The sequence below is a fragment of the Sphingomonas sp. Y38-1Y genome (genome assembly GCF_032391395.1).
In the GTDB taxonomy this organism is placed as follows: domain Bacteria; phylum Pseudomonadota; class Alphaproteobacteria; order Sphingomonadales; family Sphingomonadaceae; genus Sphingomonas.
In genome coordinates this window covers 1,238,201-1,255,592 of record NZ_CP135916.1, presented here as the reverse complement: position 1 = coordinate 1,255,592, position 17,392 = coordinate 1,238,201, and the positions used below count along the sequence as shown (strand labels likewise).

16 protein-coding genes are annotated in these 17,392 nt (G+C 68.2%); 7 read left to right on the top strand and 9 right to left on the bottom strand.

Annotation, left to right across the window (positions count from 1 at the left end; all coding sequences use genetic code 11):
• The first annotated feature begins 74 nt into the window (after positions 1-74).
• Positions 75-740, top strand: a complete 666-nt coding sequence (locus RS883_RS05920; RefSeq protein ID WP_315763704.1) for an HAD hydrolase-like protein — start codon at positions 75-77, stop codon at positions 738-740.
• Positions 741-798: 58 nt separating this feature from the next.
• On the opposite strand, the gene RS883_RS05915 is transcribed toward RS883_RS05920, so the two are convergent.
• From RS883_RS05915 to RS883_RS05905, 3 genes are all read right to left on the bottom strand, one after another.
• Positions 799-1,269: an OsmC family protein gene (locus tag RS883_RS05915; protein WP_315763702.1), complete on the bottom strand. Its 471-nt coding sequence runs from the start codon at positions 1,267-1,269 to the stop codon at positions 799-801.
• 4 nt (positions 1,270-1,273) lie between these two features.
• Entirely contained in the window at positions 1,274-3,712 is a 2,439-nt protein-coding gene (gene ligD, locus RS883_RS05910) for a DNA ligase D (RefSeq protein WP_315763700.1), read from the bottom strand.
• Between the two features lie 133 nt (positions 3,713-3,845).
• Positions 3,846-4,742 carry a Ku protein gene (locus RS883_RS05905; protein WP_315763698.1) on the bottom strand — a complete coding sequence of 299 codons (897 nt, stop codon included), beginning with the start codon at positions 4,740-4,742 and terminating at the stop codon, positions 3,846-3,848.
• A gap of 95 nt (positions 4,743-4,837) precedes the next feature.
• Here RS883_RS05905 and pdxH point away from each other — a divergent pair, with 95 nt between their 5' ends.
• From pdxH to RS883_RS05885, 4 genes are all read left to right on the top strand, one after another.
• Positions 4,838-5,419, top strand: a complete 582-nt coding sequence (gene pdxH / locus RS883_RS05900; protein ID WP_315763696.1) for a pyridoxamine 5'-phosphate oxidase — start codon at positions 4,838-4,840, stop codon at positions 5,417-5,419.
• The gene (locus RS883_RS05895; protein ID WP_315763694.1) at positions 5,416-6,369 is read left to right on the top strand and encodes a cation diffusion facilitator family transporter; all 954 of its coding nucleotides are present in this window, start codon (positions 5,416-5,418) and stop codon (positions 6,367-6,369) included. The genes pdxH and RS883_RS05895 overlap by 4 nt, the downstream gene beginning before the upstream one ends.
• Complete coding sequence (locus RS883_RS05890) at positions 6,366-7,151, top strand: PhzF family phenazine biosynthesis protein (RefSeq protein ID WP_315763693.1); 786 nt, start codon at positions 6,366-6,368, stop codon at positions 7,149-7,151. Before RS883_RS05895 ends, RS883_RS05890 begins: the two co-directional genes overlap by 4 nt.
• Before the next feature lie 65 nt (positions 7,152-7,216).
• A complete protein-coding gene (locus tag RS883_RS05885; RefSeq protein WP_315763691.1) occupies positions 7,217-7,714 on the top strand; it encodes a hypothetical protein in 498 nt (165 codons plus the stop codon).
• Here the strand turns inward: RS883_RS05885 and argB are convergent, their stop codons facing one another.
• A complete protein-coding gene (gene argB, locus RS883_RS05880) occupies positions 7,715-8,614 on the bottom strand; it encodes an acetylglutamate kinase (RefSeq protein ID WP_315763688.1) in 900 nt (299 codons plus the stop codon). It abuts the gene before it with no gap.
• Entirely contained in the window at positions 8,611-9,255 is a 645-nt protein-coding gene (locus RS883_RS05875; RefSeq protein ID WP_315763686.1) for a queuosine precursor transporter, read from the bottom strand. The genes argB and RS883_RS05875 overlap by 4 nt, the downstream gene beginning before the upstream one ends.
• 53 nt (positions 9,256-9,308) lie before the next feature.
• Between RS883_RS05875 and RS883_RS05870 the strand changes: the two genes are divergently transcribed.
• Positions 9,309-9,956 carry a glutathione S-transferase family protein gene (locus RS883_RS05870; protein WP_315763685.1) on the top strand — a complete coding sequence of 216 codons (648 nt, stop codon included), beginning with the start codon at positions 9,309-9,311 and terminating at the stop codon, positions 9,954-9,956.
• On the opposite strand, the gene RS883_RS05865 is transcribed toward RS883_RS05870, so the two are convergent.
• Positions 9,923-10,960, bottom strand: a complete 1,038-nt coding sequence (locus RS883_RS05865) for an amidohydrolase family protein (RefSeq protein ID WP_315763683.1) — start codon at positions 10,958-10,960, stop codon at positions 9,923-9,925. The genes RS883_RS05870 and RS883_RS05865 overlap by 34 nt on opposite strands.
• Before the next feature lie 175 nt (positions 10,961-11,135).
• Here RS883_RS05865 and RS883_RS05860 point away from each other — a divergent pair, with 175 nt between their 5' ends.
• Complete coding sequence (locus tag RS883_RS05860) at positions 11,136-12,398, top strand: NupC/NupG family nucleoside CNT transporter (RefSeq protein ID WP_315763681.1); 1,263 nt, start codon at positions 11,136-11,138, stop codon at positions 12,396-12,398.
• Positions 12,399-12,432: 34 nt separating this feature from the next.
• On the opposite strand, the gene clpB is transcribed toward RS883_RS05860, so the two are convergent.
• The 3 genes from clpB to RS883_RS05845 form a co-directional block, all read right to left on the bottom strand.
• Positions 12,433-15,012: an ATP-dependent chaperone ClpB gene (gene clpB, locus RS883_RS05855; RefSeq protein ID WP_315763678.1), complete on the bottom strand. Its 2,580-nt coding sequence runs from the start codon at positions 15,010-15,012 to the stop codon at positions 12,433-12,435.
• A 191-nt stretch (positions 15,013-15,203) separates the two neighbouring features.
• Complete coding sequence (locus tag RS883_RS05850) at positions 15,204-16,838, bottom strand: M20/M25/M40 family metallo-hydrolase (RefSeq protein WP_315763676.1); 1,635 nt, start codon at positions 16,836-16,838, stop codon at positions 15,204-15,206.
• Between the two features lie 91 nt (positions 16,839-16,929).
• Positions 16,930-17,379: a DUF983 domain-containing protein gene (locus RS883_RS05845; protein WP_315763673.1), complete on the bottom strand. Its 450-nt coding sequence runs from the start codon at positions 17,377-17,379 to the stop codon at positions 16,930-16,932.
• Between the last annotated feature and the right edge of the window lie 13 nt (positions 17,380-17,392).

The following is a 17,392-nucleotide window of genomic DNA, read 5'->3' as shown; positions in this document are numbered from 1 at the left end:
TTTTTACGATCCTCAAATTTCCGGCCTGCGCCGGGCGGGTTGCAACGCCGCCGCCCCTCCGCCACTCTTTGCGTGTGCCGCCGCTCGATCCGCCCATCCGTCTGGTCATCTTCGATTTCGACGGGACGCTTTCGGACAGCGGGCACTGGTTCCTCGGCATCGTCGACCATCTCGCCCAGCGCTATCGCTTCCGCATGGTCGAAGCGGGCGAGGTCGAGCGACTGCGCGCGCTGCCGACGCGCGAGGTGATCCGCCGCCTGCGCATCCCCGCCTGGAAGCTCCCCTTCATCGCCCGTTATGTCCGCAGCCTGTTCGCGCTCCACACGCACGAGGTGCAGCTGTTCGACGGCGTGACCGAGATGCTGGCGACGCTCGACCAGGCGGGCGTCCGGCTCGCGCTCGTCACTTCCAACGCGGAGATCAATGCGCGTCGCATCCTGGGCGAGGAGAATGCGCGGCGGATCGCGATCTGGGAATGCGCCTCCTCGCTCTATGGCAAGGCGCCGCGCTTCCGCCGCGTGCTGCGCGCGGCCGGCGTGCGCGCAAGCGAGGTGCTGGCGATCGGCGACGAGACCCGCGATATCGAAGCGGCGCGGCGATGCGGCATCCGCTCGGGCGCGGTGCATTGGGGCTATGCGCACCGCGCGGCGCTGGACGAGCTCGCGCCGGATTACGGGTTTGACACGCCGGACGCCGTGGTGCGGCTTTTACTCTCGAACACACACCACCGTTCGTCCTGAGCTTTTCGAAGGACGTGTTCCGGGACACGCGCTTCGACAGGCTCAGCACGAACGGTGGTTAGTTCGTGACGTACCGCGCCTCGATCGTCACCGGGAACGCCACCGACCGCGCGATGAAGCAGACTTCGTGGATCGCCGCATGCAGCGCATCGGCGCGCTCGGCCTGGCTCGGGTTGGCCAGTGCGATCTCGGGCCGCAGCACCGCCGCGGTAAAGCGCCCTGCCCCCGACGGTTCACTCTCGCCGATGCCGAGCGGCGCGTCGCGATAGCCGGTGATGACGATCCCCGCCTCGCTCGCGCGGTGGAGGAACCAGAGCATGTGGCACGCCGACAGCGCGGAGAGCAGCAGATCCTCGGGATTGTGCAGCGCCGGATCGCCGCCGAGCGCAGGCTCGTTGGAGCAGTCGACGGGCGGCTTGCCCGGTGTCGTCACCCGCCAGCTGCGGTCGTAATCGCGATAGCCGGTGGTGCCGTATCCCCGGCTGCCGGTCCACTCGATCGCGGCGGTGAAATCGTGCGACTTGGCCATCGCTTCAGACCTCCGGCAACACCTGATCGGCAACGCCCCAGCCTTGCAGCAGCCGGCTCGCCGCCCGCTTCTGAAGCTCCGCCGCATCGCCGAGATGCCAGCGCGCCGCCGTGTCGATCGCCTTGAACTCGCTCCACGCGACCGGAGCGGCCACCGGCGCCCCCGGTCGCGCGCGGACGACATAGGGGAGCACCGCGGTCGCGCCCCGCTGGTTGCGCAGCCAGTCGATGAAGATCCGCCCCGTCCGTTTCGCCTTGCTCATCGTCGCGGTGAAGCGGTCGGGCTCGGCGGCGGCGAGCGCGCGGGCGAAGCGGTCGGCGAACGACTTGACCGCGGGCCACTCGGCCTCGGGCGTCAGCGGCACGACGACATGGACGCCCTTGCCCCCCGACAGCATCGGAAAGCTGGTCAGCCCCATGTCGGCAAGCACCGTCTTGATGTGCTCCGCCGCCTTCTTCACGTCGTCGAAGTCCAGCCCCTCATCGGGGTCGAGGTCGAAGACGAGGCGGTCGGGCCGCTCGACATCGTCGCTGCGCGCGCCCCATCCGTGGAATTCGATCGTCCCCATCTGGACGCAGGCGAGCATGCCTGCGGCATCCTCGACATAGAGATAGGGTTCGACCGACCCGTCCTTCTCGTGGATGTCGACATGGTGGACGTGCCCGCCGAAGCTGCCCGCGTCGTGCTTCTGGAAGAAGCATTGCTTGGCGCGCCCCTGCGGACAGCGGACCAGGCTGATCGGCCGGCGCGCGAGCCAGGGCAGCATCAGCCCCGCCATCGCCGCATAATAGTCGGCTAGCTCGCCCTTGGTGATGCCGTCGCCGGGGAAGATCTCGCGCTCGCGGCTGCTGATCTTTACCGCCGGTTCGGGCGAGGGCGCGTCCGCGGGCTGCTCGGCCACGACCTCCTTTGCCGGCTTGTCGCCGCGCAGGCCGATGAAGCTGGCGTGCCGGACGACATTCTCGGCCGTGAATTCGGCGAACGCGATCTCGGCGACCAGCTTGGGGCTGACCCACATCGCGCCCCGCGCCGCTGCGCGCGGCACCTCGACCGGCGCGGTCTTGCGCGCCAGCTTGTCCAGCTTCTCGGCCAGCATCGCCTGGGTGTCAGCGTTGAAGCCCGTTCCGACCTTGCCCGCATAGCGCAGCTTGCCGTCCTCGTTGAGCCCAAGCAGCAGCGAGCGCAGGCCCCGACCCTTGGCCGATGACGGCAGCCAGCCGACGATCACGAATTCCTGCCGACGGGTGCACTTGACCTTGATCCAGCTCTTCGCACGGCCGGCGCGATAGGGCGCATCGACGCGCTTGGCGACGATCCCCTCCAGCCCTTCGGTGCACATCGCGTCGAGCAGCTTCTCGCCCGATCCCACGACATGCTCGGCGAAGTGGATGCGCGGGTCGCCCGCCGGCAGGATCGTCGCCAGCCGCTGCTTGCGTTCGGTCAGCGGCAGCGCGCGCAGGTCCTCGCCGCCCGCCTCCAACAGGTCGAAGGCGAACAGGATCATCTCGCCCGACGCGTTGGAGATCGCGTCCTGGAGCGTCGAGAAGTCGGGACGGCCATCCTTCATCGCGACGATCTCGCCGTCGATCAGCGCGGGCGTGTCGATCGCCGCTGCCGCCTCGGCGATGGCGGGAAACTTGTCGGTCCAGTCGAGCCCCGAGCGCGTGTAGATGCGCGCCGTCCTCCCGCCTGCCGCGATCAGCGCGCGATAGCCGTCATATTTGACCTCGTGCAGCCAGCCATTGCCCGCCGGGACGGCATCGGCGAGCGTGGCGAGCTGCAGCACCTCGCCGCCGCCGCGGAACGGCGAGGCGGGCGGCCTGGCCGTCTTCTTCGGCGCCTTGCGGCTGCGCTTCGGGGGCTTCTTGCCCTCGGCGATCTCGTCCATCGTTCGGCCGGTCTCGACGCTGGTCAGCGCGGTCTCGACCAGCATGTCGGCACCCCCGGCATGCGCATCGTCGATCTTGCGCAGGAGCCAGTTTTCGCGCTTTTCCTTGCCGCGCGGCTTCAGGCGGATCAGCAGCCACTCGCCCTTCATCCGCTCGCCATCGAGGATGAAGTGGAGATGGCCCTTGTCGAGATCCTTTGCCGACTTGCCCTTGATCGGCGACCAGGTGCCGCGGTCCCACAGCATCACCGTGCCGCCGCCATATTCCTCGGCCGGGATCGTCCCCTCGAAGGTCGCATAGCCGAGCGGATGGTCCTCGGTCCGGACCGCCAGCCGCTTCTCGCCGGGGTCGAGGCTGGGGCCGCGCGTCACCGCCCAGCTCTTGAGGACGCCGTCCACCTCCAGGCGGAAGTCCCAGTGGAGGCGCGTGGCGTCGTGCTTCTGGACGACGAAGCTGTTCCCCTTGCCCGGCGCCAGCGTGCCCGCCGGCTCGGCGGTCCGCGCGAAGTCGCGCTTGGCGTTGTAGGCGGCGAGCGGGTCGGGCGCGCGGGGCACAGATCCTACTCGCTCTTCTTACCGTCATCCCAGACTTGTTCCGGGGTCCAGCGTACCGCGTATCCGACCGGCGGCGGCGCCTGCTGGCCGGTCGACCCCGGAACAGGTCCGGGGTGACGATGAAAAGGGTTCGTCACGCCCGCTTCCTCGCCGCCGGCTTTCGTGCAGGCGCCTTTTTCGCGGCGGTCGATTTCGGCGGCGCCTTCTTCGCCGCGGGTTTGGACGCCCCACTCTCGCCCGGCTTCTCCAGGCTCTTCTTCAGCGCCGCCATCAGGTCGACGACGTTCGAGCCGCGCCGCCCGGCGCCGCCCTCGTCCCTTTCCTCGATGATCTTGCCGCCCTTGGCCTTCTTCTTGCGCTCGATCAGGCCCTTCAAAGCGTCGACATAGCGGTCGTGAAAGACCTGCGGGTCGAACTTGCCCGCCTTCTTCTCGATCAGCGTCTCGGCCAGGTCGAGCAGGTCGGCGTCGGGCTCGTCATCGGGAATGTCGCGGAAATAGCCCTGCGCCTTGTGCACCTCGTCGGCATAGCGCAGCGTCTCCAGCACCAGCCCGCGCCCGCACGGCTTCAGGCTGACGACATATTCGCGACCGCGCATCGCCAATTGGCCGAGCCCCACCTTCTTCGTCCGGCGCAGCGCCTCGCGCAGCACGATGAAGGCCTCCTCGGCCAGGTCGTCGGCGGGAACGACGAAATAGGGCTTCTCGTAATAAAGGACGTCGATCTCGTCGGCATCGACGAACTGGGTGAGCTCCAGCGTCTTCTTGGACTCGAGCTTCACCGCCTCGATCTCGTCCTGCTCAAGGAGGACGTAATTGCCCTTCTCGATCTCGTATCCCTTCATGATCTCGTCGGTGTCGACAGGACCGACGCCCGCCACCACCTTCTCATACTGGATCGGCTTGCCCGTCGGCTCGTGGATCTGGCGGAAGCTGATCGTCGCGCCGCTACGAGTCGCGGAGTAGATCTCGACCGGGATCGAGACGAGAGCGAGGCGGATCTGTCCCTGCCAATAGGCTCGCGCGGCCATGTCTGGTCCCCAAGTCGTTGCGAAGCCGAGTCAAAGCGCGAGGCGCGGACTCGTTCCTCGACAGCCGTCAGGCGCGGGCGTATGCCGCGCGGATCATGGCCGACGACCCCATCGCCCTGTTCGACGCCTGGTTTGCGGAGGCGCGGGCCAGCGAACCCAACGATCCCAACGCCATGGCGCTGGCGACCGCCGATGCCGACGGCCGCCCGTCGGTGCGGATGGTGCTGCTGAAGGGGCATGGCCCCGACGGCTTCGTCTTCTACACCAACCGAGAGAGCCGGAAGGCGGGCGAGCTGGCCGAGAACGCGCACGCAGCGCTCCTCTTTCACTGGAAGTCACTGCGTCGACAGGTTCGGATCGAAGGGTCCGTCACCCGCGCCAGCGATGCCGAGAGCGACGCATACTTCGCCAGCCGCAGCCGCGATTCCCAGCTCGGCGCCTGGGCCAGCGAACAGTCGCGACCACTGGATGCGCGCGAGACGTTCGAGGCGCAGTTCGAGGCGATGAAGGCGCGTTTCGAAGGCGCAGACGTGCCGCGCCCGCCGCATTGGGGCGGCTACCGCGTGACGCCCCGGGCCATCGAACTGTGGCAGGACCGCGCGCATCGACTGCACGAGCGGCGCGTCTTCACCGCCACCGGCGATGGCGGCTGGACCGAAGGATTGCTGTTCCCGTGACCGAGACCGAACGCCGCCGGCGTCTGCTCAACAGCGTCGCCGCGCGCGCCGCGCTGGCGAGCGTCGCGACGGCGATCTTCCTCCTTTGTCTCAAGGGCTATGCCGCGCTGACGACCAATTCGGTCGCGCTGTTGGGCAGCCTTGCGGACTCGGGACTCGACCTGCTCGCCTCGCTGGTCACGCTGTATGGCGTGCGGCTGGCGGCGACGCCCGCGGATCACGATCACCGCTTCGGGCATGGCAAGGCGGAGGCGCTGGCGGCGCTGTTCCAGGTCGCGCTCGTCACCGCATCGGCGCTGGCGATCGGCTGGCGCGGCATCGCGGCGCTGGGCAGCGATGCGCAGGTCGCCGATGCCGAGCTCGGCATCGCGGTTTCGGGCGTCGCCATCATCGCGACGATGGCGCTCGTCGCCTATCAAAAGCGCATCATCGCCGAGACGGGATCGATCGCGGTACAGGCCGACAGCCTCCACTATCAGGGCGACATCCTCCTCAACCTGTCGGTGATCGCGGCGCTGGTGCTGTCCCGCTATCTGGGGCTGTCGGGCGCCGACGCGCTGTTCGGCATCGCCATCGCCGGCTGGCTGGGGTTCGGCGCGTTCAAAGCATCGGCTCAGGCGATCGACCAGCTGATGGACAAGGAGTGGCCCGAGGAGGAACGCCAGCGCTATATCGCGGTCGCCGTCGCCAGTCCGGAGGTGCGCGGCATCCACGATTTCCGCACCCGCCGATCGGGCACCCGCGACTTCGCCCAGTTCCACATGAACGTCGACCGCAACCTGTCGATCGTCGAGGCGCATGACGTGGTCGAGGAGGTCGAGCACGCGCTGCACACGGCGTTCCCCAAGGTAGAGGTGCTGATCCACCTCGACCCCGAAGGGCATACCGACACCGACGACCCCCTGGTCGAGGAGGACGTTACCCCCCACTGGTTCCGGAAGCGCGCATGATCCCCTTTGCCCAGATCGACGCGTTTGCGGACCGGCCGTTTGCCGGCAATCCGGCGGCAGTGATGCCGCTCGATGCGTGGCGCGACGATGCGGTCCTTCAGGCAATCGCGGCGGAGAACAATCTGTCGGAGACCGCCTTCCTCGTTGCCGACGAAAGCGGCGCGGCGGATTACGAACTCCGCTGGTTCACGCCGGGGACCGAGGTCGCGCTGTGCGGCCATGCGACGCTGGCGAGCGGGCATTTCCTGCTGGCCCGTGAAGGGGCCGAGCGGGTGACCTTCAGGACGCGCCGTGCCGGAATCCTCGAAGTCACGCGTGAGGGCGAAGGCTATGCGATGGCGCTCCCCGCCTATCCGCCGCAACCCGCGGACGTGCCGGGGCTGCTGGAGGCATTGGGCCTCGCGGCGGGCGAGGTGCTGCGCCATCCGAATGGCTATGATCTCGTCGTCCTGAGGGACGCGGCGGCGGTGCGAGCGGTCGCGCCCGACTATCGCGCGCTCGCCGCGATCGGCGACACGCTCAACATCGTCACCGCGCCCGGTGACGACACCGACATCGTCAGCCGCGTCTTCGCCCCGGCGGCGGGCATCGATGAGGACCCGGTAACGGGCTCGGCGCACTGCGTCTTCGCACCCTATTGGGTCGAACGCCTTGAGCGCTCGCGCTTCACCGCGCTTCAGGCGAGTGCGCGCGGCGGGCATCTCGACTGCGAGGTCTCGGGGGACCGTGTGATCCTGCGTGGGCGATGTGTGACGGTGATCGAGGGCCGCTTCATCCCCTGATCGAAACGATTGACTCTTAAGTCTACATATATAGGTTATAAAAGGTGTCCACGAAGGAACCTGTCATGGCCCCTGCATTCAAGACGTCCCTCGCCCTTGCCACCCTCTTCCTCGCCGCCGCGGCGCCCGCCAGCACGCGACAGGAGGCGAAGGCCTCACCCTTTCTCGGCGAGTGGGAGCTCGACCTCGATCGGATGCCGGACAGCTACGGCCCGCCGCCCAAGCGCGTCGTCTATCGCTTCGAGGATGTCGGCGAAGGCATGTGGCGCACCACGGTCGACATCATCGCGCCCGACGACAGCGTCCGCCACATGGTCGTCCGCTATCGCCGCGACGGCCGCGCGATGCCGGGCGAAGGCGACACCAGCGAAGCCGACAGCGCCGCGCTCGGCTCACCCGCGCCCGACGTGCTCGTCATGACCCTGTCACGCGAGAAGATGCTGGGCTCGGTCCGCGTCTATGCCGTGTCGCCCGATGGCCGCGCGATGACCGAATCGGCCGCCGCAGTCGATCCGACCGGCGCGCCATTCGTGCGCAACTTCCACTATCGACGGTTGCGCTGATTACCGCCTGACCAGCGTCCCTGCGCCGCGGCGGGTGAAGATCTCCAGCAGCATCCCGTGCGGCACCCGGCCGTCGAGGATGACCGCGGCATCCACCCCCGCCTCGACAGCGTTCACACACGTCTCGACCTTGGGGATCATCCCGCCCGAGATCGTGCCGTCGGCCTTCAATTCGGCGATGCGCTGTGGGTCCAGGTCGGTCTGGAGCTCGCCATCCTTGTCGAGCACGCCCGCAACGTCGGTGAGCAGGAAGAAGCGCGAGGCGCCGATCGCGCTGGCGATCGCGCCCGCCATCGTGTCGGCATTGATGTTGTAGGTGTGCCCGTCCAGCCCCAGCGCGACCGGCGCGACCACCGGGATCACGTTCTGGTCGGCCAACATCGTCAGGATCGACGGATCGACCGCGACGGGATCGCCGACGAAGCCCAGGTCGACATGCCGCTCGATCCCAGAATTCAGGTCGGGCTCGGACCGCTGGACCTTCTCGGCGATGACCAGCCGCGCATCCTTGCCCGAGATGCCGATCGCGCGGCCGCCCGCGGCGTCGATCCAGGCGACGATCTCCTTGTTAATCTTGCCGGCGAGGACCATCTCCGCGACCTCGGCGGTCGCGGCATCGGTGACGCGCAGACCGCCGACGAACTGCGACTCGACGCCCAGCCGCTTCAGCATCGCGCCGATCTGCGGCCCGCCGCCATGAACGACGACGGGGTTGATGCCGACCGCCTTCAGCAGCACCACGTCCTCGGCGAAGTCGCGCGCGAGCTCCGGATCGCCCATCGCGTGGCCGCCATATTTGATGACGAAGGTCTTGCCGGCATAGCGCTGGAGATAAGGCAGCGCCTCGGTCAGCGTCTCCGCCTTGGCGAGCAGCGCGGGATCGGGGGCGTGGTTGGTCATGCGGCCAGGTCCTTGGCGTCGAGCCGGCGACCGAGCCCGACGAAGAGATAGATGAGCGGCGGCACCAGCACGATCGACAGCACGACCTTGGCCAGCATCTGCCCCACGAGCAGCTGACCGATCGGGAACACGCCGTAAAAGGCGACGGTGACGAAGATCAGCGTGTCGAGCACCTGGCTCAGCACGCTCGCGACGCCCGCGCGCAGCCAGAGGAGCCTGCCCTCGCCGCGCTTCAGCACGTCGAACAGGGTGACGTTGAGGATCTGCGACAGGCCATAGGCGGCGATCCCGCCCGCCCAGATGCGCCACGTGCTGCTCATCAGCAGCGTGAACGCCTCGACCCGCTCGGGCTCCATGCTGCCGGCCGGCGGCAGCTGGACGACGATCCACGATAGCAGCATCGACATGAGCAAGGGCACGAAGCCGACGATCACCAGCCGGTTGGCGATCGCCCGCCCATGCAGCTCCGCGACCGCCGAGGAGACGACGACCAGCAGCAGGAACGCGAAGATCCCCGCCTCCACCGCCAGCGGCCCCAGCGCCACCTGTTTGTTGCCGAGCACGCCGGCAATGCACACCATTCCGCCATAGAAGATGGCGAGCGCGAACAGCGAACGGGAAATCGTCGGCCTAGAGTCCATCGGCGGCGGTTAGCGGATGCCGGGGCGCGGCGAAAGCGGTATGAAGCGCCGTCATGATCGCGCTCTATGGCCACCCCTTCGCCGCCTTTGCCTGGAAGGCACTGATCGCGCTGCACGAGCGCGGCGTGCCGTTCGAGTTCCGGCAGGTCGACCAGCCGGAGCACGGCGCGCGCATTGCCGAGCTGTCGCCGACGGGGCAATTCCCCGTGATCGTCGATGGCGACCGCACGGTCGTCGGCAGCAACGCGGTGATCGACTATCTCGACGGCATCGGCGACATGCCCCCGCTGATCCCCGCCGATCGCCTCGCCGCGATCGAGGCGCGCGAGCTGGCCGATTTGTTCGACGATTATATCGCGGTGCCGATGCAGCGGATCGTCGCCGACGCGCTGCTGCCCGACGCCGAGCGCAGCCCGAGCGAGGTCGCACGCCAGCGCGAGCGGCTGCGCCGCGCCTATGCCTGGTTCGAGCGGCGGCTGGCGGGGCGCGACTGGGCGACAGGCGAGCGCTTCACGATCGCCGACGTCGCCGCCGCCCCGGCGCTGTTCTACGCCGACTGGGCCGAACCGCTGGGCGACTCGCTTCCGGTCCTCACCGCCTATCGCGCACGCCTGCTCGCCCGCCCCTCGATCGCGCGAGTGGTCGACGACGCCCGGCCGTTCCGCCGCTACTTCCCGCTCGGCGCGCCCCATCGCGATTGACCGAGCACGCCCGTTCCCGCCGGGTCGATGCGCAGGAAGCGGGCGGCATTGTCGTAGAGGAACTTGCGCTTCTGCGCGGCGGTCAGGGCCGTCGTCTTGCGGATGCGGTCGATCGAGATGCCGATCATCTGCGGCCAAATCATCTGGTCGCTGCCATAAAGGATGCGATCCTCGAACCCGGCATCGACGAACGCCTTGAGGTAGGGCCAGATGTCGCTGTCGCGATAAAGCGCGGTGAGGACGCCGAATTCGGCATAGACCTGCGGATGCGCGGCCATCAGCGCCATCGTGCGGTCCTTCATCGGAAAACCCGCATGGACGATGAAGACGCGCAGCTTCGGGTGGCGCACCAGCACCGGCTCGATCAACAACGGGTCGCTGAGCGCCGCGCGATAGCCGGGGGTCGCGAAATAGGTCGTCCCCGGCGGCCCTGGCCCCATGTGGATGCCGACCGGGATGTCGAGCGCCTCGGCGAGCGACCAATATGGCTCCATCCGCGGATCGTCGGGCGCGATGCCGCGATACTGGAAAGTGAGCTCCATCAGCGCCTTGAGCTTGCCCTCGGCATGCCGCTTGCGAAGAACGTCGGGCGGAGGCAGCCGGTCCGGGCCGCTGGCGCTGATCGCAGGCATCAGGCGAACCGGATCGTCGGCGATCCAGCGATCGACATTGGCGACGGTGCCGCCCGCGATCGCATAGACGTTGTTGCGGCGAAGCTCGGCGATCGTGCGCGCCCGCAGGTCCGCATCGTCCTTGGCTGGCGCGATCCGGTTGGGACAGGCCGGGTCCTCGAACATCCGCTTCATGTATCCGGGAAGGCCGTCGCCGCCCTTGCCCGGATCCATCGGCAGGAACGCTGGGAACGGCGCACAGACATAGGACGCCCCGTCCATGTTGTCCGCGCCATAGGCGTGGATGTGCATGTCGATGACGGGCTCGCGCCGCTGCGCCTCCGCTGGCGTGGCAAGCAACATGGCGATGAGCATCGCCGCGATCGTTCGCATGATCCCTCCCCCCGAAAGGCGGGCAGAGTGTGACCTGGATCAAGGCGACTGGCAAGCGGCGCGCCGGTGGGTGGCAAGAAGGTCACGCCAGTCGCGCGCCAGCCACCCCGCCCCTTTCCCCGCCCGCCCGGCTATGCCACGCACGGCCCATGCGCGTGGGAGCCAGAATCGCTTGTTGACCCGTTTCCTCATCGGCCTGGCCGGCATCGCCGTCATCCTGGGCCTCGCCGTCGCCCTCTCGACCAATCGCCGCGCGATCCGGCTGCGCGTCGTCGGCTCGGCCTTCGCGCTCCAGGCGGGAATCGCGTTCCTGGTCCTCTATGTGCCCGCAGGCCAGGCAGCGATCCGTGCGCTGGCGACCGGCGTGTCGGCGCTGCTCGGCTATGCCAAGGCGGGCACCGACTTCATCTTCGGCCCGCTGGCGACGCCGGAAATGGGCGGACAGAGCTTCGCGATCTCCGCGCTGCCCGTCATCATCTTCTTCGCCAGCCTCGTCTCGGTGCTCTACCACCTGCGCATCATGCAGTTCGTGATCCGCTGGGTCGGCGGCGGGATCGAGAAGCTGATCGGCGTCAGCAAGGTCGAGTCGCTCTGCGCGGCGGCGAACATATTCGTCGGCCAGTCCGAATCGCCGCTCGTCATCCGTCCCTATCTCGCGAGCCTCACCCCCAGCCAGTTGTTCGCGGTGATGTCGGTCGGCATGGCGGGCGTCGCGGGCACGATCCTGGCGGCCTATGCCTCGTTCCTCGGCCCGGCGTCGCTCCCCTATCTGCTCGCGGCCAGCTTCATGGCGGCGCCCGGCGGCATTCTGATGGCCAAGATCATCATGCCCGACGTCGCGCCCGAACCCACGCTCCAGGCCGAGGGCGTCGAGGAAGCCGCGGTGCTTGCCGTCGCCGAACCCGATCCGGAGGACGAGCGCGCTGCGAACATCATCATGGCCGCCGCGATGGGCGCGCAGACCGGCGTCAAGATCGCGGTCGCGGTCGGCGCGATGGTGCTCGCCTTCGTTGCGCTCGTGGCGATGGCCAACGGGCTGCTGGGCGTTGTCGGCGGCTGGTTCGGCTATCCGGCGCTCAGCTTCCAGCTGCTGATCGGCGCGGTGTTCCAGCCGATCATGTATCTCCTCAACATCCCCTGGCACGAAGCGGGGCTGGCGGGCGGCCTGTTCGGGACCAAGCTCGTCCTCAACGAATTCGTCGCCTTCATCGAACTTGGCCAGCTTCGTCAGGCGATGAGCATGCGGACGCAGGCGATCGTCACCTTTGCGCTGTGCGGCTTCGCCAATTTCAGTTCGATCGCGATCCAGATGGCCGCGACCGGCAGCCTCGCCCCCAACCAGCGGCCAATGATCGCCCGGCTGGGCGTGCGTGCGCTGCTGGCGGGGAGCCTGGCCAACCTGATGTCGGCGGCGCTGGCGGGGCTGATCCTGCCGTGAGGTAAGCACCTCCCCGGCACGGGGAGGTTCTTACTTACCCCACCGTCAGCGCCAGCGCGCCGTCGCCCTCGTCCACCTCGACGTTTGAGCCGTCGCGGACGTCGCCGCGGAGGATCAGGTCGGCAAGCGGATCCTGAAGGTAGCGCTGCACCGCGCGCTTCAGCGGCCGCGCGCCATAGACGGGGTCGTAGCCGACCCGCCCCAGCCACGCCCGTGCCGCATCGGTGAGGTGGATGCCGATCTTGCGATCCGCCAGCAGCTTGGCGACGCGCGCCACCTGGATGTCGACGATCGGCGCCATGTGCTCCGCGCCCAGCCGGTGGAACAGGATGATTTCGTCCAGCCGGTTGAGGAACTCGGGCCGGAAGTGGCTGCGCACCACTTCCATCACCTGCGGCTCGACGCTTTCGACCCGGTCGCCGTCGCCCAGCGCGGTCAGATACTGGCTGCCCAGGTTCGAGGTCAGGATGACGATCGTGTTCGAGAAATCGACCGTGCGCCCCTGTCCGTCGGTCAGCCGCCCGTCGTCGAGCAGCTGGAGCAGCACGTTGAACACGTCGCCATGGGCCTTCTCGACCTCGTCGAACAGCACCACCTGATAGGGGCGGCGCCGCACCGCCTCGGTCAGCACGCCGCCCTCCTCGTATCCGACATAGCCCGGCGGCGCGCCGATCAGCCGCGCGACCGCGTGCTTCTCCATGAACTCGCTCATGTCGATGCGGACCATCGCGTTGGGATCGTCGAACAGGAACTCGGCCAACGCCTTGGTCAGCTCGGTCTTGCCCACGCCCGTCGGCCCCAGGAACAGGAACGAACCGAGCGGCCGGTTCGGGTCCTGCAAGCCGGCGCGCGAGCGCCGCACCGCCGTCGCGACCGCGCGCACGGCATCGGCCTGGCCGATCACGCGGCGGCCGAGCTGCGCCTCCATTTGGAGCAGCTTCTCGCGCTCGCCTTCCAGCATCCGGTCGACGGGAATGCCCGTCCAGCGGCTGACCACCGAGGCGATGTCATCGGCGGTGACCTCCTCGCGCAGCATCGCGCTCTCGGTCGCCTGCTCGGCCTCCGCCATGCGCTTCTCGAGCGCGGGGATGGTGCCGTACGAAAGCTCGGCCATCCTGGCGAGGTCCCCCTCGCGCTGCGCCTGGTCGAGCGCGGTGCGCGCGGCGTCGAGCTCGCCCTTCAGCGACGTCGCCGACTGGAGCTTCACCTTTTCGGCCTGCCAGCGCTCGGTCAGCTCGGCCGACTGCGCCTCCAGCCCCGACAGCTCGCCCGTCAACCGCTCCAGCCGGTCGCGCGAGCCCGCGTCGCTTTCCTTGCGCAGCGCCTCCGCCTCGATCTTGAGCTGGATGATGCGGCGGTCGAGGTTCTCGATCTCCTCGGGCTTGGACTCGACCTCCATCCGCAGGCGGCTTGCCGCCTCGTCCATCAGGTCGATCGCCTTGTCGGGCAGGAAGCGGTCGGTGATGTAGCGGTTGGAGAGCGTCGAGGCGGCGACGATCGCGCCGTCGGTGATCCTGACGCCGTGGTGGAGTTCGTACTTCTCCTTCAGGCCGCGCAGGATCGAGATCGTGTCCTCGACCGTCGGCTCGCCGACGAAGACGGGCTGGAACCGCCGCTGGAGCGCGGGGTCCTTTTCGACGTACTTGCGGTACTCGTCGAGCGTCGTCGCGCCGATGCAGTGGAGCTCGCCGCGTGCCAGTGCCGGCTTGAGCAGGTTCGACGCGTCCATTGCGCCGTCGCTCTTTCCTGCGCCGATCAGCGTGTGCATCTCGTCGATGAACAGGACGATGTCGCCCTCGCCCGCCTTCACCTCGTCGAGCACGCCTTTCAGCCGCTCCTCGAACTCGCCGCGATATTTCGCGCCCGCGATCAGCGATCCCATGTCGAGCGCCATCAGCGTGCGGTTCTTGAGCGTGTCGGGCACGTCGCCATTGGCGATGCGAAGCGCCAGCCCCTCGGCGATCGCGGTCTTGCCGACGCCGGGTTCCCCGATGAGGACGGGGTTGTTCTTGGTGCGGCGCGCCAGGATCTGGACGGTGCGGCGGATTTCCTCGTCCCGGCCGATCACGGGATCGAGCTTGCCGTCCCTGGCCGCCTGGGTGAGGTCGCGCGCGAACTTCTTGAGCGCGTCATAGCGGTCCTCGGCGCCCGCGGTATCGGCGGTGCGCCCCCCGCGAAGCTGGTTGATCGCAGCATTGAGCGCCTCAGCCTTCACCCCCGCCCCCGCCAGCGCACGGCCAGCCGCGGTCGTCGACGACAGGACGAGCGCGAGCAGCAGCCGCTCGACGGTGACGAAGCTGTCACCGGCCTTTTGCGCGACCTGCTCGGCTTGGTCGAGGACGCGGACGAGATCGTTGTCGAGGCCGGGCGTCGACTGCGCGCCCGACCCACTAACGCTGGCGATCTTGGCAAGCGCGGCATCGGTTTCGGCCAGCGCGCGCTTGGCATCGCCGCCCGCTGCGCCGATCAGGCCCGAGGCCATGCCCTGCTCGTCCTCGAGCAAGGCCTTGAGCAGATGTTCGGGCGCGATGCGCTGGTGGCTGTTGCGGATCGCGACGGTCTGTGCGGACTGGAGGAAGCCCTTCGCGCGATCGGTGAATTTCTCGAGGTTCATGCGGTCCCCTGCGGTTTGATGCGGCTGAGATAGTGTTGCACATGGGCAACACAAGGCGTCTCATGCACCCGAGCGGGGGGGCGCTCGGCGTTTGCCAAACCCGTTCGTGCTGAAGCCTGTCGAAGCACGTGCCGCGAGCGAAGCGCTCGTGGCACGCCCTTCGACAGGCTCAGGGCGAACGGAGAGGCGCGTTACTTCGCCGGCGCCGGTGCCCCGGCCGGCCGCTGCGCCTTTGGTGCGTCTGCCGCGTAGAGCTGCCCGAACGTGCTGTCGGCATACCAGCGCGGCGCTTCGGGTGCGTCGGCGAGGGCGCGGGCGATGTTGTAGTTCACCCGCGCGAACTTGGCCCCCGCGTTCCAGTTGAACGGCAGCGTCACCTGGTCGCTGGGCTTGTGATAGTTGGTGGCGAGGAAGTCCTTGAACGCCTTCTCGCCGCCATTGGCGAAGCCGGTCACCAGGAACACCGACGGCACGCCCTCCGTCACGAAGCGATAATGGTCGGAACGGGTGAACAGTCCCTCTTCCGGCATCGGATCGGGCGACAGCTTGATCCCCATGTCCGCCGTCGCCTTCTCGACGATCGGGCCCATCGTCGAATGCTCGGCGCCGAACGCGACGACGTCGGTGAAGTCGTAGAGCAGCACCGGCATGTCGAGGTTGACGACGCTCGTCACCTTGACGCCCGGCAGCGGATGCTTGGCGAGGTATTGCGAGCCGAGCAGCCCGTCTTCCTCCGCCGTCACCGCGGCGAAGAGGATGGTGCGCTTGGGCTTGGGATTGCTCTTCGCAAACGCGCGCGCCGCTTCAAGCATCGTCGCCACGCCCGCGGCATTGTCCATCGCACCGTTGAAGATTTTGTCGTCGCCCTTCGCCTCCGGATCGACGCCGACATGGTCGAGATGCGCCATCAGCAGTACCGCCTCACCCTTGAGCGCGGGATCGCTGCCCGGGATCATCGCGACCACATTGGGGCTGTCGAAGCGGTTGGCGGTCATCGTTGCCTCGAAGCTCAGCTTGGGCTTGAGCGCGAACCCCTTGACGCTGCCGCCCTTGTCGACCGCGGCGAGCACCTGCGCGTAGCTTTGCGGCGCACCGGCGAATAGCGCCTGCGCCGCCGCACCGCGAACCAGACCCGACGCCTTGATCCCGGCGGCATTGCGATAGGGCGCGCCGGTTTCGGTCGCCCAGCTCATGAACGGCTCGTCACCCTGATGCGCGATCTCGTCCCACGGGAAGCGCTTGGCCGTCTCGCTGTCCAGGATCGTGATGACGCCGACCGCGCCATGCTCCTCGGCGATCTTCGACTTGCGATTGTTGAGCGCGGCGGCGACGTCGCTCGGCACGCCCTTGGGCACGCCATAGAAGAGGACTACCGTCTTCCCCTTCACGTCCAGCCCGGCATAGTCGTCGAACCCGCGTGCCGGATCGACGATGCCGCGCCCGACGAACACCGTGTCGGTCGTCAGCGACTGCGCGCCGGTGCCATAGGCGTTGACCATCACATCGGCCTTGTGCGCGAAGGGCTTGCCACCGATCGTCAGGCGGCGGGGCGCGCTCTTGTCGGCGCCCACCGTGACGAAGGGCACCTGCTGATACCATTGGCCATTGTTGGCGGGCGTCAGGCCGAGCTCGGCAAAGCGATCGGCGACGTATTTGGCGGCGGCGTCATAGCCCGGCTTGCCCGCGTCGCGGCCTTCGCGCGCGTCGTCGGCGAGCCAGGTCACATCGGCCTTCACCCGGTCGGCGGAGAAGTCGGCAGCCGTCTGCGCCAGTGCGCTGGTCGAGAAGAGAAGAGCCGCGAGGCCCGCGGCGACGGTCGTGCGCATGTGGCGAGAAGTCCCGAAGAAGGTTTCGATGGCAACGGTGTAGCACCGCCGCCATCCGCCGCAAGGTCGCGGCGCTGCGCCGCCCGGCGCATTACTGGTCGAACTCGCTCCGGCTCGCGTCGCTGCCGTGGAGCTTCGCCCACAGCCCCTGCGTGCCCGCCTCCTGCGCGCGGTTCACATATTGCGAAGCGACCAGCCAGCCCTTGATCGGCCGAAGCGGCAACAGGCAGCCGAACAGCATGATCGGCACCGAGGTGAACAGGTGCACCCAGATCGGCGGATCGAACATGACCTCCAGCCAGACGATCACGAACGCGAGCGGGAACGCGATGATGCACAGCGAGAAGAAGGCCGGCCCGTCATCCGGCGCCGCGAACCGATAGTCGAGCCCGCACGCGTCGCATCGCTCGGTGACCTTCAGCCACGACGCGAACATGTGCCCCTCGCCGCAGCGCGGGCAGCGGCCGTGCCAGCCGGACGACAGGATCCAGCGCCACTTGTTGGCGTCGTCGGTCTTCAGCGGTTCGTCGGGTTCGGCCATTGCGCGGATATGG

What these genes read in the sequence shown, in the direction of transcription:
- RS883_RS05915 (WP_315763702.1), bottom strand. Translation starts at nt 1,269, where the DNA reads ATGGCCAAGTCGCACGATTTCACCGCCGCGATCGAGTGGACCGGCAGC.
- RS883_RS05905 (WP_315763698.1), bottom strand. Translation starts at nt 4,742, where the DNA reads ATGGCCGCGCGAGCCTATTGGCAGGGACAGATCCGCCTCGCTCTCGTC.
- pdxH (WP_315763696.1), top strand. Translation starts at nt 4,838, where the DNA reads ATGGCCGACGACCCCATCGCCCTGTTCGACGCCTGGTTTGCGGAGGCG.
- RS883_RS05850 (WP_315763676.1), bottom strand. Translation starts at nt 16,838, where the DNA reads ATGCGCACGACCGTCGCCGCGGGCCTCGCGGCTCTTCTCTTCTCGACC.
- RS883_RS05870 (WP_315763685.1), top strand. Translation starts at nt 9,309, where the DNA reads ATGATCGCGCTCTATGGCCACCCCTTCGCCGCCTTTGCCTGGAAGGCA.
- argB (WP_315763688.1), bottom strand. Translation starts at nt 8,614, where the DNA reads ATGACCAACCACGCCCCCGATCCCGCGCTGCTCGCCAAGGCGGAGACG.
- clpB (WP_315763678.1), bottom strand. Translation starts at nt 15,012, where the DNA reads ATGAACCTCGAGAAATTCACCGATCGCGCGAAGGGCTTCCTCCAGTCC.
- RS883_RS05845 (WP_315763673.1), bottom strand. Translation starts at nt 17,379, where the DNA reads ATGGCCGAACCCGACGAACCGCTGAAGACCGACGACGCCAACAAGTGG.
- RS883_RS05865 (WP_315763683.1), bottom strand. Translation starts at nt 10,960, where the DNA reads ATGCGAACGATCGCGGCGATGCTCATCGCCATGTTGCTTGCCACGCCA.
- RS883_RS05885 (WP_315763691.1), top strand. Translation starts at nt 7,217, where the DNA reads ATGGCCCCTGCATTCAAGACGTCCCTCGCCCTTGCCACCCTCTTCCTC.
- RS883_RS05875 (WP_315763686.1), bottom strand. Translation starts at nt 9,255, where the DNA reads ATGGACTCTAGGCCGACGATTTCCCGTTCGCTGTTCGCGCTCGCCATC.
- RS883_RS05890 (WP_315763693.1), top strand. Translation starts at nt 6,366, where the DNA reads ATGATCCCCTTTGCCCAGATCGACGCGTTTGCGGACCGGCCGTTTGCC.